The organism is Minwuia sp. (assembly GCF_048263705.1).
Lineage (GTDB): Bacteria > Pseudomonadota > Alphaproteobacteria > Minwuiales > Minwuiaceae > Minwuia.
In genome coordinates this window covers 37,228-50,665 of sequence record NZ_JBLXDV010000013.1, presented here as the reverse complement: position 1 = coordinate 50,665, position 13,438 = coordinate 37,228, and the positions used below count along the sequence as shown (strand labels likewise).

General features: G+C 64.2%; 12 protein-coding genes and 1 other RNA gene. 6 read left to right on the top strand and 7 right to left on the bottom strand.

From position 1 onward, the window contains the following. Positions 1–2: 2 nt before the first annotated feature. From ACN0X7_RS16665 to ssrA, 5 genes are all read right to left on the bottom strand, one after another. Positions 3–1,505, bottom strand: a complete 1,503-nt coding sequence (locus ACN0X7_RS16665; protein WP_417519323.1) for a class I adenylate-forming enzyme family protein — start codon at positions 1,503–1,505, stop codon at positions 3–5. Next, a complete protein-coding gene (locus ACN0X7_RS16660; protein WP_417519321.1) occupies positions 1,505–2,731 on the bottom strand; it encodes a response regulator in 1,227 nt (408 codons plus the stop codon). Before ACN0X7_RS16660 ends, ACN0X7_RS16665 begins: the two co-directional genes overlap by 1 nt. A gap of 94 nt (positions 2,732–2,825) precedes the next feature. Then, positions 2,826–3,581 carry a DUF4197 domain-containing protein gene (locus tag ACN0X7_RS16655; RefSeq protein ID WP_417519319.1) on the bottom strand — a complete coding sequence of 252 codons (756 nt, stop codon included), beginning with the start codon at positions 3,579–3,581 and terminating at the stop codon, positions 2,826–2,828. 453 nt (positions 3,582–4,034) lie between these two features. After that, positions 4,035–4,526, bottom strand: coding sequence for an SspB family protein (locus tag ACN0X7_RS16650; protein WP_417519317.1), 492 nt, complete (start codon positions 4,524–4,526; stop codon positions 4,035–4,037). 58 nt (positions 4,527–4,584) lie between these two features. Further along, positions 4,585–4,902: a transfer-messenger RNA gene (ssrA, locus tag ACN0X7_RS16645) on the bottom strand. 75 nt (positions 4,903–4,977) lie between these two features. On the opposite strand from ssrA, the gene thyX reads away from it, so the two are divergent. The 3 genes from thyX to ACN0X7_RS16630 all read left to right on the top strand — a co-directional run bounded on the left by thyX (position 4,978) and on the right by ACN0X7_RS16630 (position 8,089). Beyond that, entirely contained in the window at positions 4,978–5,910 is a 933-nt protein-coding gene (thyX, locus tag ACN0X7_RS16640; protein WP_417519315.1) for an FAD-dependent thymidylate synthase, read from the top strand. Positions 5,911–6,094: 184 nt separating this feature from the next. After that, positions 6,095–6,484 (top strand): YybH family protein, encoded by a 390-nt coding sequence (locus tag ACN0X7_RS16635; protein ID WP_417519313.1) that lies wholly within the window; start codon positions 6,095–6,097, stop codon positions 6,482–6,484. A gap of 63 nt (positions 6,485–6,547) precedes the next feature. Then, positions 6,548–8,089, top strand: a complete 1,542-nt coding sequence (locus ACN0X7_RS16630) for an acyl-CoA synthetase (RefSeq protein ID WP_417519311.1) — start codon at positions 6,548–6,550, stop codon at positions 8,087–8,089. Between the two features lie 3 nt (positions 8,090–8,092). Here ACN0X7_RS16630 and ACN0X7_RS16625 read toward each other — a convergent pair whose 3' ends face one another. Next, a complete protein-coding gene (locus ACN0X7_RS16625; protein WP_417519309.1) occupies positions 8,093–8,359 on the bottom strand; it encodes a BolA family protein in 267 nt (88 codons plus the stop codon). A gap of 103 nt (positions 8,360–8,462) precedes the next feature. Here ACN0X7_RS16625 and ACN0X7_RS16620 point away from each other — a divergent pair, with 103 nt between their 5' ends. The 3 genes from ACN0X7_RS16620 to cobT are packed head-to-tail and all read left to right on the top strand — an operon-like array spanning position 8,463 to position 11,965. After that, positions 8,463–9,032, top strand: a complete 570-nt coding sequence (locus ACN0X7_RS16620) for a J domain-containing protein (protein ID WP_417519307.1) — start codon at positions 8,463–8,465, stop codon at positions 9,030–9,032. Between the two features lie 46 nt (positions 9,033–9,078). Beyond that, complete coding sequence (cobS, locus tag ACN0X7_RS16615; protein ID WP_417519304.1) at positions 9,079–10,083, top strand: cobaltochelatase subunit CobS; 1,005 nt, start codon at positions 9,079–9,081, stop codon at positions 10,081–10,083. Positions 10,084–10,090: 7 nt separating this feature from the next. Continuing rightward, positions 10,091–11,965, top strand: coding sequence for a cobaltochelatase subunit CobT (gene cobT / locus ACN0X7_RS16610; protein WP_417519302.1), 1,875 nt, complete (start codon positions 10,091–10,093; stop codon positions 11,963–11,965). A gap of 512 nt (positions 11,966–12,477) precedes the next feature. On the opposite strand, the gene ACN0X7_RS16605 is transcribed toward cobT, so the two are convergent. Beyond that, a complete protein-coding gene (locus ACN0X7_RS16605) occupies positions 12,478–13,398 on the bottom strand; it encodes an SDR family NAD(P)-dependent oxidoreductase (protein WP_417519300.1) in 921 nt (306 codons plus the stop codon). Between the last annotated feature and the right edge of the window lie 40 nt (positions 13,399–13,438).

The window sequence follows — 13,438 nt, the reverse complement described above, 5'->3', positions numbered from 1 at the left end:
GGTCAGCTTCCTTTCAGCATCTCTCTCAGTTCGAACTTCAGCACCTTGCCCAGCGCATTGCGCGGCAGGGCGTCCATGACGACGACCCCCTTCGGATGCTTGAAGCGGGCCAGGCGGTCATGGAACAGGCCCAGCAGGGCGGCCTCGTCGACCGTCTCGCCCGCGCGCGGCACGGCGACGATCACCGGCACCTCGTCCCAGCGCGGATCGGGCCGGCCGACGACGGCAACTTCGGCCAGGTCCGCATGGGCGATCAGGATCTGCTCAAGCTCGGCGGGATAGATGTTCTCGCCGCCGGAGATGATGACATCCTTCGCGCGGTCCTCGATGAAGGTGAAACCGTCCGCATCGACGCGCGCGATATCCCCGGTGCGAAACCAGTCGCCGTCGAAGGCGGCTTCGGTTGCGGCCTCGTTCTGCCAGTATCCGGCGAAGACATTGGGTCCGCGCACCAGCAGCTCGCCGGTCTCGCCGGGCGGCAGGTCGCGGCCTTCGCGATCGACGATCCGTGCCCGGACGTGGATCGCGGGCTTGCCGCAGGAGCCGACGTGATTGATGGCGTCCGGTGCGCGCAACACGACGGAGATCGGACAGGTCTCGGTCGAGCCGTAGATCTGCCCGACGGGCACCTTGCGGTCGTGAAAGCGCTGGATCAGGGCGGTCGGCACCGTGGTCGATCCGGCCATGATCAGCCGCAGCGACGAGATATCGGTGGTCGCCCAGTCGGGGTGCTCGGTCAGGGCCTGCATCATCGCCGGCACCGCAAGGCCCAATGTCGGCCGGTCGCGCTCGATGGCGGCCAGGGTCACACCCGGATCGAACCGGGGGTGCAGCAGCACGGTGGCCCCGCAATGCAGCGCCGGGGTGAGCTGATTGTTCAGGCCGCCGACATGAAACAGCGGCAGGTTGCCCAGGATCACGTCGGCGCTGGTCATGTCGTGCGCGTGGGCGCTGTTGACGGCGTTCCAGAACACGTTCGCCTGAGTCAGGACAGCCCCCTTGGGCGTGCCCGTGGTGCCGGACGTGTAGACCAGCAACACCGGCGCGTCATAACCGGGAGAGGGTGCCTCAGGCGTACCGGCACCCGGCGGGAGCGTTTCCCAGCCCACGGCCGTTCCGTCGATGCCGATGAACCGCATGCCGGGGAGCTGGTCCCGGATCTGGCCAACGTGATCGAAGAACAGCCGGTCGCAGAACAGCGCCTTCGGTGCAGCGTCCTTCAACTGGAACAGATGCTCGGGCGGGGCCAGCCGCCAGTTCAGCGTCACGAGGATCGCGCCGAGCCGCGCGCAGGCGAAGAACAGCGTCAGCTGCGCGACCGAATTCTCGCCCAGATGGGCGACGCGGTCGCCCGACCGGATGCCCAGATCCCGCTCCAGCGTTGCGGCCATCGCCTGGATGTCGCCGGCAAGCGCGGCGTAGGTCAGCGTGCCGTCCTCGTGCCGGATCGCCGCCTTGTCCGGGGTCTGGGCCGCCCAGCCGTCGATCCAGCCTGACAGGTCCATTACAGCAATACCGCGTCTGTTTCCGCGGGCGCATGGCAGACCACATCGGCCCCCTTGCGTTCGATCATCATGCGGGCGACGGCCAGCTTGGCGTCGATCGCATCGTCGTTCTGGTCCGGATCGTGGTGGAACAGGTACAGGCCCTTCACCTCGGCCTTGCAGGCCAGTTCGACGACCTGGCTGAGGCACGAATGGCCCCAGCCGACCTTCGAGCGGTACTCCTCGTCGGTGTAGGTGCTGTCGGTGACCAGCATGTCGGTGCCGCGCACGAAGTCCGCCAGATTGTCCATGTAGGTTTCGGAATGAAAGTCGGAATCGGGCAGGAACATCTCATTGTCGGTGATGTAGCAGAAGGACCGCCCGCCATAGTCGACCCGGTAGCCCAGGCAGTAGCCGGGATGGGAGAGCAGCATCGTCGTGACCTTCAGGCCCGCGACGTCATAGGTGTCCTCGCGCAGATCGCGATAGGTCACCCGCGCGCCGAACTCGCGCACCGTGATCGGGAAATAGGCCCCGCTCATCTGCTCCGAGACCAGCTTCTCGATCCCCATCGAGCCATGTGTCGGTCCGAGCACTTCATAGTCGTTGCCGGGCACGAAAAGCGGCGCGAAGAACGGCAGCGCGTTGATGTGGTCCCAGTGGGGGTGGGAGATGAAGATCTTGCCCTCGGTCCGGGCCGTGCCGCCGGCCATCAGGGCGTTGCCGACATCGCGGATGCCGCTGCCCGCATCGAAGATGAAGAACTGGCCGCGCGGGAACGACAGTGTCACGCACGATGTATTGCCGCCGTAGCGCAGGGAGTCCGGACCGGGCTTCGGCAGGGTGCCGCGGACGCCCCAGAACTTCACCTCGACCTTGTCGCCCAGAATGCGATCAACCGTCGCCAGGAAGCTGTCGGCCTTGATGGGCTTCAGGATATAGGCATCCGCGCCCAGTTCCATGGCCCGCATGCGATCGTATTCGAAGGCCTTGCCCGAGAAGACGAAGATCCGCATGTCGTCGAAGGAGGAATCCTCGCGCAGCGTCTGCGTCAGTTCCATGCCGTCCAGCTCCGGCATCATCACGTCGGTCAGCACCGCATCGGGGCGTTGTTCCCGAATGGCTTCCAGCGCTTTCGGGCTCGAATCGAAGATCTCGGCCCGGTGTCCGGCCTTTTCCAGCACGGCGCGCGCGTGGCCCGCAGTCAGCCGGTCGTCATCGACGATGATGAACCGCTTTGGCTCCAAGAAACTGTCCCCTCAAATCCCGGTTCCTGCACCGGTCGTTCCGCCCGGCCAAAAATGACGCAAAAAGCCCGTGCTGGCAATTTCGCCGCGCGCCCTATTGCGCGAACACCTTCTGCAGCAGGGCCGTGGTCCGTTCCGCCGGATTGTTGCGGATGGCGGCTTCTTCCTGCGCCAGATAATGGAAAATGCCGGCCAGTCCCAGATCCAGCACGTGGTCCGTCAGGTCGGCGCGCAGATCCGGCATCAGCGGCACCTTCGAGAACTGCCCGACGGTCTGCTCGTAGGTCTGCACGGCACCGACATCGGCGAGGCTGCTGTCGACGACGGGGCGCATTTCGGTCTTCAGTCCGGGTGTCATCTGCCGCCGGAAGTACTGTGTGGCGGCATCGTCGGGTCCGTTGAAGATCTGCATGACATCGTCGATGGTCATGGCTTTGACGGCATCGACGAACAGGGCCTTCGCCTTGACGGACGCCTGTTCGGCAGCGCGGTTGAGGCGGGTTTCAAGCTCGTCGAGCTGATTGGACATGCCGAGGCGGCCCAGCACCTGCTGCGCCTTCTTCAGGTTGTCCGGCAGGGGAATGTGGATCGCGGGGTCCGCGTTGAAGCCGCCAACGTCGCTGACCTGATCGACAACGCGGGCCGAGCCGACCCGCAGCGCCTCCTTCAGTCCGGCACCGATCTCGCCGGTGGAAAGGTTGCCCGCAGCACTGTCCGAAGACGACGCGCCGCCGGTGACGTTGCCCAGCAGGTTCTTTGCCTTGCCGAACAGGTTATCGGCCTGCGCCGGTCCGGCCAGCGACAGGGCGAGCGGCAGGGCAGTCATCAGAACGAGAAAAAATCGGCGCATCGGTGTGCTCCACGGTCAAGGGGTTCAGTCCGGATCGTCGCAGAGCATCTGCCGGGGAGGAAGCATAAAGACCGCGGCGGCCAGCATGGCCTGGATTTGGGGGGTCGGGGATCCTGTTCACCACACCGGCCGCCGGGCGTCTTTACGACTGGTCACAAGGGAGCAAGTGTCGGGCCAGACTCGGACGGCGAGCGGGTACAATGTCGGGAAAACGGTCATTGAGAACGTTAAGTCGCTGAACGCGCTTGAATTCCGGAGGTTTCTGAAAATCAGGCAAACCGATCCGTCGTCGCATCGCGATGACCGTGCGTGTCACAGAAAGACAGTATTGTGGTTAACAAAAGCCGTATCGTTCGTCCGGAGTCGCAATCTGTGAGTCCTTGCCAGGGCAAGTTGATCCCGCCTTGGGTGCATTTTGCGACGGACTTCGGCGTTCGGGTCGTGAAGAAGATCTCAGGTCTTGTTGCGAAACGCATCCAGGGACACGACCTCGCCCTGTTTTTCTTCTTCCTCGACCGGATCGGACGGTGTATCGGGCGCGGCATCGGGTGCGTTGTCGTCGGCGTTGCTCAGGACCAGATTGCCGCCTTCGGTCGCTTCCATGCCCTGCGGCTGGAACTGCAGGCCGAACTGCACGCTGGGATCGGCGAACGAGGTAATCGCATCATAGGGCACCCGGATGCGGGTCGGCAGCTTGTTGAAGCTCAACGACACCTCGAAGGCATCCTCGTTCACTTCCATGTCCCAGTACTGGTGCTGCAGCACGATGGTGATGTCGTTGGGATAGCGCTCCAGCAGGTGATCGGGCAATTCCACGCCCTCGTAGCGGGTCAGGAACGTGACATAGAAATGGTGATTGCCCTGCAGGCCGTCCGTCGAGGCTTTCTGCATCGCCGACCTGACAACGCCCTTCAGTGCGTCTTCAACCATCTGCGAATAGTCCATGCCGCCTCCCGGTGGTCAGTCTGTGTCGTGAAATCCGGTGCCGGTGGCACCGCGAAAGAGTGGGGGGCTTCTGTTGCCCGGCGCCCCCCGGACCGCGCTTACCTAGGTGTACTAAGCAGCAAGGGCCATTTCATTATCATTGGCACTTATCAAATGGCTCGTCACGGTGAGCCATTCCGGGCGAAAACCACACCTTTACCACGCGCGTCGATCCTGGTTCGCCCCCATGTCCCTGCACCTTGCGGGCGGGAAGTTGGTGGAGGCGCCGGGTACTGCCCCCGGGTCCGCTACGCTTATTCCATGAAGCGTTTATCGCCATAGTCGGGTATCCCCGACAGAACTGAATATAGGCCTTCGCGCGGGAAATGCCACACCGCTTCATCTCGACCCACATTGCTGCGCCGAATCGCCCTATCATGCCGCTCCTTGCGCACGCTCATGGAGTTCAGCGATGCCACTCACAGACGAACAGTTGCAGGAAATCGAAGCCCAGCGTGCGGTGGCGCAGCCGACACGGCGCGCGGTTTCCCCGGCCCTCGAAGAGATGCTCTACACCGCGCTGCCGGTGCTGGACCACGGCTTTGTCCGTGTCATCGACTACATGGGCGACGACGCTGCCGTCGTGCAGGCCGCCCGGGTGTCCTACGGCCGGGGCACGCGCAAGGTCAGCCAGGATGCGGGACTGATCAACTATCTGATGCGGCACCGCCACTCGACCCCGTTCGAGATGTGCGAGATCAAGTATCACATCAAGCTGCCGATCTTTGTGGCGCGTCAGTGGATCCGGCACCGCACGGCGAACGTGAACGAATATTCCGCGCGCTATTCGATCCTGGACAACGAGTTCTACATCCCGGCGCCCGAACAGTTGTCGGCGCAGTCCAGCAACAACCGTCAGGGGCGGGGCGATGTCCTGCAGGGCGAGGAAGCGGCGCGGGTGATGCAGTTGCTGCGCGAGGATTCCGAGCGCGCCTACGACCATTACGCCGAGATGCTGAACGAGGACGAAAAGGGCGAGCCGCTGGACCCCGAACGCAGCGGGCTCGCACGTGAACTGGCGCGCATGAACCTGTCGCTGAACTTCTATACCCAATGGTACTGGAAGACCGACCTGCACAATCTGATGCATTTCCTGTCGCTCAGGGCCGATCCGCACGCCCAGTACGAAATCCGCGTCTACGCCGACGAGATGATCCGAACCATGCGCGCATGGGTGCCGCTGTGCGCCGCCGCGTTCGAGGACTACCGGATGGGGGGCGTCAGCCTGTCGGCGAAAGCCGTGGCAACCGTCCGGCGGATGCTCGGCGGCGAGGCCGTCACCCAGGCCGACAGCGGCCTCACCGCACGGGAATGGCGGGAGCTGATGGCGGTGCTCGACCGGTAGTATCCGGACACCGGATATCGACATGTTTCCGGTATGTTATTTGCTCTGGCCAGCCTGTCAGAAGGATTGCCACCGCAGGAATCGCAAGTTAGGAACAGGGTCGTGCTGGCGTTCGCGATCTGCACGGCGTTGAACCATCATGAGTGAGGCAACCGGCCATGAGCCCGAAGGGCAAGAGACAGTTATGATGGAGCGTTTTGACAGCTGGTTGCAGGCCTTCGGTGCCGCCTGGCAGAACAGGGATGCGGTCGCGATGGCTGCTCTTTTCAATCAGGACGGTGCCTTCTTCGAAACGCCCTTTGGCCCGCCGCACAGGGGCCGTGACGACATTCAGCGCCACTGGCGCGATGCCTTTGCCAAACAGGCCGATGTCGTGTTCATGTACCGCGCGCTGGCCATGCAGGATGACCTGGGTGTTGCCCGCTGGGCGGCGCAGTTCACGCTGACGGAAACGGGTGTGCGGCTGGAGTTCGACGGCGTGCTGGAATGCCGCCTGGGTGCGGACGGCGAGTCGCGGCTGCTGCGCATGTGGTGGCATGACCGCAAGGCACCCAGACGCAACCCCGCCGCCTGATCCGGACGTTTACCTGCGCAGGATCGACGCTATCATCCACGAAATTTTCGGGGGAGAGAGAAGATGTCGGTGAAGGTATTTGACTGGCTGGCACACCACACGCAGTTCCAGGGCGACCGACTGGCTCTCGTCGATCTGACAAGCGGTCGTCGCTTCAGTTACGCGGCGCTTGACGAACGCGTGGGGCGGCTGGCGGCCCTGCTGCGAAACCGGTACGGCATCGCGCAAGGCGACCGCGTCGGTATCCTGGCCACCAACTCCACCGATGTCATCGAGGTCCAGTTCGCCTGCGCCAAACTCGGGGCGGTGTTCCTGCCGCTCAACTGGCGGCTGACGGTGCCTGAACTCTCGTTCATCTCCAGGGACGCCGGACCGAAGATCATGGTTCACGGGCCGGAATTCGCGGAAACAGCCGCGGCAGTCGCGCAGGAGGCCGGGTTCGAGCATCTGCTGCTGACCAACTGCGACGGCAGCGACAGCCCCTACGAGGAGGGAATCGCCGCGCAGACCGAAACGGTGCAGATGGTGGATCTCACCCACGACGATCTGTGGACGATCATGTACACCTCGGGCACGACCGGCCTGCCGAAGGGCGCGATGATCACCCACGGCATGACCTTCTGGAACACCGTCAACCTGGGCCATCCGCACCGGATCACGCCGGATGCCGTGCAACTGACGGTGCTGCCGCTTTTCCATACCGGGGGGCTGAACTGCTACACGAACCCGGTGCTGCATGCGGGCGGCACCGTGCTGGTGATGAAGGCGTTCGATCCGGCGGAAGGCCTGCGTCTGCTGGGCGACCCCGATCTGGGCATCACGCACTTCTTCGGCGTGCCCGCGAACTACCAGTTCATGGCGCAGCAACCGGAATTCGCCGACACGGATCTCAGCCGCATCGTGTCGGCGGGAGTCGGCGGCGCACCGGTCGCGGTGACCCTGCTGGAGACGTGGGGCAAGCGCGGGCTGGGGCTGGCCCAGGGCTTCGGCATGACCGAGACCAGCCCGACGGTCCTTGTGCTGGACGCGCGCGATGCCATGAAGGCCGTCGGCTCGGCGGGAAAGCCCGCGCTGCACAATCAGGTCCGGATCGTCGACGAGGACGGCAACGACGTGGCACCCGGTGAGGTGGGTGAACTGTGGTGCAAGGGGCCGAACATCACGCCCGGTTACTGGAACCGGCCCGAGGCGACGGCATCGACCATCACCGATGGCTGGCTGCATACGGGCGACGCCGCGCGCATGGACGAGAACGGCTTCTATTACATCGTGGACCGGACGAAGGACATGTACATCTCGGGCGGCGAGAACGTCTATCCCGCCGAGGTCGAGAATGTGATCTACCAGCTTGACCCCATCGTCGAGGCCGCGGTGATCGGTCTGCCCGATGACAAGTGGGGCGAGATCGGCTGCGCGGTTGTAGTGCTGAAAAAGGGTGCCGAGCTTTCCGCCGAAGACCTGATCAGCCACTGCCGGGCCAACCTGGCAACCTTCAAGACGCCGAAGCGGGTGGAATTCGTTCAGGCCCTGCCGCGCAACGCGACGGGCAAGGTGCTGAAGCGGACCTTGCGCGAAGATCTGGCCGCAGCCGATGCGGCGGTCTGATACTCAGGCTGCCGGCGTCTGCACATCCAGCGACAGCGCGTGCACCCGTTCTTCGAGTTCCGACTTCAGGACCCTGTAGATCGCGCGCTGGCGGTTGACGCGGCTCTGTCCCTCGAACGCGGCGGAGACGATCCGTACGTGAAAATGCGTTTCGCCATCCGGCCGGTGTCCGACGTGACCGCGGTGCTTGTGGGACTCATCCTGAACGTCCAGTTCGACCGGCTGGAAGGCGTCGGTCAGCTTGGTCCGAATGCGCTCGGCGTAGGTCATGCGGGCTCCATGGTGTGACGGGTGATCCAGCACGACTGGAGATACGTTTACTTCCGGCGTGTCAACCTTGTTCCTGAGTCAAAGCCGACCCATAATCCGCCCCATGCATTACGGACGCCGCAAACGTTTCGAGACCAGCGAGGAACGCAACCGCCCCATCGAGCGGTTCTGCGACCGTGCCGAGTGCACGGAAGAGGGGGCCTATCGCGCACCCAAGTCCCGCGACGGCGCGGACGGCTATCATCTGTTCTGTCTTGAGCATGTGCGCGAGTACAACAAGAGCTGGAACTATTTCGCCGGCATGTCGGACGTGGATGTGCAGGATTTCCAGCGCTCGGCCCCATGGGCGCACCGCCCGACGTGGCGCATCGGCGACAACAAGGCCAGCCGCTTCGAGGACATGCGCATGTCCGATCCCTTCGGGTTCGCCGACAGCGAGGAAGCGGTCATCGAACGCGCCCGCCGGACCGAACGGCGCTTCACCGCCGACCAGCGCCGCGCGTTTGACGTATTGCAGATCGAACCGACCGACGACTTGCGCGAGATCAAGCTTCGTTATAAGCAGCTTGCCAAACGGTTTCACCCGGATGCGAATGGCGGCGACCGCGGCTTCGAGGATCGGTTGAAACGGATCAATGAAGCCTATGGCGTGCTCAGCGCCAGTCTTAGCTGACGGAGACCTCCGCCAGCGCCTCCAGACAGACGACCAGGGATTGTTCATGACTTCGACTGACTATGCTTCCGAGCTGCCGACCTTGCCTGCCGGAAACCCCGATCTGATGCTTTCGGTGCGGGATACCTTCGGCATCGACAGTGACATGCAGGTGCCCGCCTTTTCCGAATCGACCGACCGGGTGCCGGTGGTCGATCCGGCGTACCTGTTCGATCGGGAAACCACGCTGGCGATCCTGGCGGGTTTCAAGCACAACCGGCGCGTCATGATCCAGGGATTCCACGGCACCGGCAAGTCGACCCATGTCGAACAGATCGCCGCGCGGCTGAACTGGCCCTGCGTGCGCGTCAACCTGGACAGCCATATCAGCCGTATCGATCTGGTCGGCAAGGACGCGATCATTCTGCGCGACGGCCAGCAGGTGACCGAATTCAAGGACGGTATCCTGCCCTGGGCCCTGCAGAATCCCGTTGCCATGGTATTCGACGAATATGACGCCGGCCGCCCGGATGTGATGTTCGTGATCCAGCGCGTGCTGGAACATGACGGCAAGCTGACCCTGCTGGACCAGAACCGGGTGCTGCACCCGCACAGCTGTTTCCGGCTGTTCTCCACCACCAACACCATCGGCCTGGGCGACACGACCGGGCTGTATCACGGCACGCAGCAGATCAACCAGGGCCAGATGGACCGCTGGAACATCGTCACCACGCTGAACTATCTGGAACATGACGCCGAATGCGACATCGTGCTGGCCAAGGCACCCGCCTATGACAGTGCCGACGGCAAGAAGGCGATCAGTTCGATGGTCAGCCTGGCCGATCTGACTCGGGCAGGCTTCGTGAACGGCGATATCTCGACCGTCATGTCGCCGCGTACCGTCATCACCTGGGCCGAGAACGCCGAGATCTTCGGCGATGTCGGATTTGCCTTCCGGGTGACCTTCCTGAACAAGTGCGACGAGATGGAGCGTCCGGTCGTGGCTGAATATTACCAGCGCTGCATGGGCGAGGAACTGCCGGAATCCGCCGCCATGGCAACCGTGGGCTGAGGCTGCTTTGGCGCAGGGTAACGAACCACCGACCGAACCGTTCAAACGCGCCGTCGCGGCGGCGCTGCGGGCGGTGGCGCGTGAGCCCGAGGTCGAGGTCTCCTACGGACCCGAAACCCCGGCACTGCGGGGCAAGCGTGCCCGGCTGCCGGTTCCCAGCCGCCGCATGGAAGCCGAGGAGCTGGCTCAGATCCGCGGGGCATCGGACTCGTTCGCGCTGAAGCTGCGCCATCACGATGCGGCGCTGCACCGCAAGAACATGCCGCAGGGCGGCACGGCGCGCGCGATCTACGAGAGCATGGAACAGGCGCGGGTCGAGGCCATCGGCGCGCGGCAGATGGCCGGCGTTGCCGACAACCTTCATGCGGCCCTGACCGAACGCTGCCGTGTGCGCGGCTATGGCCGTCTTCGCGATCAGTCGGAAGCGCCCCTGTCGGAAGCCGTGGGTTTCCTGATGCGTGAGGCGCTGGGCGGTCGCGAACTGCCCGACGACGCCCGGAACCTGCTGGATCTCTGGCGCGAGGATCTGGCCGAGAAGTCCGGCGGCGATGTCTCCGACCTGATGGCATGCCTGGACGATCAGGAACAGTTCGCCCGCGTCGCGCGGCAGCTGATCCGCGATCTGGGTTACATGGAGGACGATCCGACCGACGGCGAGGAGGACGATCAGGACTCCGACGAGGAGAACAGCGAACAGCAGCAGCAGTCCGAGCAGGAAGGCGAGGAAGGCAGCGAGCAGGCGTCCGAACCGCAGTCCGCCGAGCAGGGCGAGGGCGACGAGTCCGCCGATGAGCAGGGCGAGCAGGTCCAGGCCATGGGCGAGGACGACATGGAGGGCGAGGGCGACGAGGCGGGCAAGGGCAAGCGCCCCGTCTACCCGGACGATTTCGCCAACGATCCCGATCGCCGCCGCTATCAGCCCTTCACCAATGAATTCGACGAGGTCGTCGAGGCGGCGGACCTGTGCGATTCCGAGGAGTTGTCGCGCCTGCGCGCGCAGCTTGATCAGCAGCTGCACAGCCTGCAGGCCGTCGTCGCCAAGCTGGCCAACAGGCTGCAGCGCCGCCTGATGGCGAAGCAGAACCGGTCGTGGGAATTCGATCTGGAAGACGGCTATCTGGACACGGCGCGGCTGGCGCGCGTGGTCGCGAACCCCGTGCTCTCGCTTTCCTACAAGATGGAGCGGGACATGGATTTCCGCGACACGGTGGTCACCCTGCTGATCGACAATTCCGGCTCGATGCGCGGTCGTCCGATCACGGTCGCGGCCATGTGCGGCGATATTCTGGCCCGTACGCTGGAACGGTGCGCGGTGAAGGTCGAGATCCTGGGGTTCACGACACGCGCCTGGAAGGGCGGGCAGTCCCGCGAGCGCTGGCTGACGGCGGGCAAGCCGCAGAATCCGGGCCGCCTGAACGATCTGCGCCATATCGTCTACAAGCAGGCCGATGCGCCGATGCGCCGGGCGCGCAAGAATCTCGGCCTGATGCTGCGCGAAGGGCTGCTGAAGGAGAACATCGACGGCGAGGCGCTGAAATGGGCGCACGACCGTATCATCGCGCGGCCCGAACAGCGCCGCATCCTGATGGTGATTTCCGACGGTGCGCCGGTCGATGATTCCACTCTATCGGTGAACGCCGGCAACTATCTGGACCGCCACCTGCGCGAGACCATCGACTGGATCGAGAATTATTCCCCGGTCGAACTGATCGCCATCGGCATCGGCCATGACGTCACGCGCTACTACCGCCGCGCGGTGACGATCGTCGATGCGGAACAGCTCGGCGGCGTGATGATGGAAAAACTCGCCGAACTGTTCGACGAGGATCCGGGAGCGCCGGGGCAGCAGGGACAGCGTCAGGGACGCCGCGCGGGGCATTGAAGCGGTCCCGTCTCTGACTGAGTCGCCGACTCCGGACTTGTCACCCCCGGTTTATCCGGGGGCTTCCCTGAATCGCCGCGTTCGCTGAACCGTCCGTTGCTCCCGCACCGAGGCGTGGGCGACGCCCCACGTATCAGGCCGTTCCGATCAATGGCTGGAACGTTCCAAATCACGTCCGCTCCCTGACTGGATCGCGATTTCTTAGGCTTGCCCCGCAACGCCGGTCACGATCCGTGGTCAGGTGTCCGCCGACCGGCGATATGAACTCATGCGGTCATCCCCGCCTTGTGCGTGGATCCGGTTGATGAATCGAAATCAGACACCTGAGTCCGCGCCGACACGCCCGGCCGGATCCCCGCGCAGGACGGGGATGACCTCCTGCGGCCGGCATCTGCTCCCGGAACAGGAAGGGGGACCGCCCCGATGTGAACGGTCCCCCTTCCGCAGTCCTTGTTCTGACCGTCAGAGACATCGCGCCAGCCCGGTGAACCGGTCCAGGCGCGATGTTTCGGTCAGATCGGATCCCAGCTGAACACGTCGCCGGAACGCTCAAGCTCGAAGAAGCTCTTCTCCAGCGCGGGCATGCCGTGCTCGGCAATGGTTTCGGGCGTCCAGCCCTCGGCGCGGTGCGTCGAGCGGATCGGACGCGGCTGGCTGAACAGGTAGATCTCGTTCGACCGCACGCCGAAGATCTGACCGGTCACATGCTTGGACGCATCGGACGCCAGATACACGGCCAGCGGGGCCTGCTGCGCCGGGGTCATGCGCTTGATCTTCTCAAGGCGCGCCTGCTGTTCAGGCGTGTCCGAAGGGATCGTGCCGATCATGCGCGACCAGGCGAACGGCGAGATGCAGTTCGACCGCACGTTGAAGCGGCCCATGTCGAGCGCCACCGACTTCGACAGGCCGACGATGCCCAGCTTGGCTGCCGCATAGTTCGCCTGACCGAAGTTGCCGATCAGACCGGACGTCGAGGTGAAGTGGATCATCGATCCCGACTGCTGCTCTCGGAAATAGGGCGCGACCGAGCGGGCGACGTTGAACGAGCCCTTCAGGTGCACCTGCAGCACCATGTCCCAGTCGGGTTCGTTCATCTTGTGGAAGATCACGTCGCGCAGGATGCCGGCGTTGTTGACGATGCAGTCGACCTGACCGTAGGCATCGACTGCCGTCTTGATCATGTCCTCGGTGTCCTTGCGTTCGGCGACCGAGCCGAAGTGCGGCATGGCGGTGCCACCGGCATCCTCGATCGCGGCCACGACATCGCGGGCGGGCTTCTCGTCGCCGCCGTCGCCGGACACGGAACCGCCCAGGTCGTTGACAACGACCTTCGCGCCGTGCGCGGCCATCAGCTTGGAAATCTCGCCGCCGATGGCGCCGCCGCCACCGGTCACGATGCAGACCTTGCCTTCAAGCATCTTGGTATCACTCATGTTTTCTTCTCCCCTTGAAATCCAGAAAGGCGTGTCACCC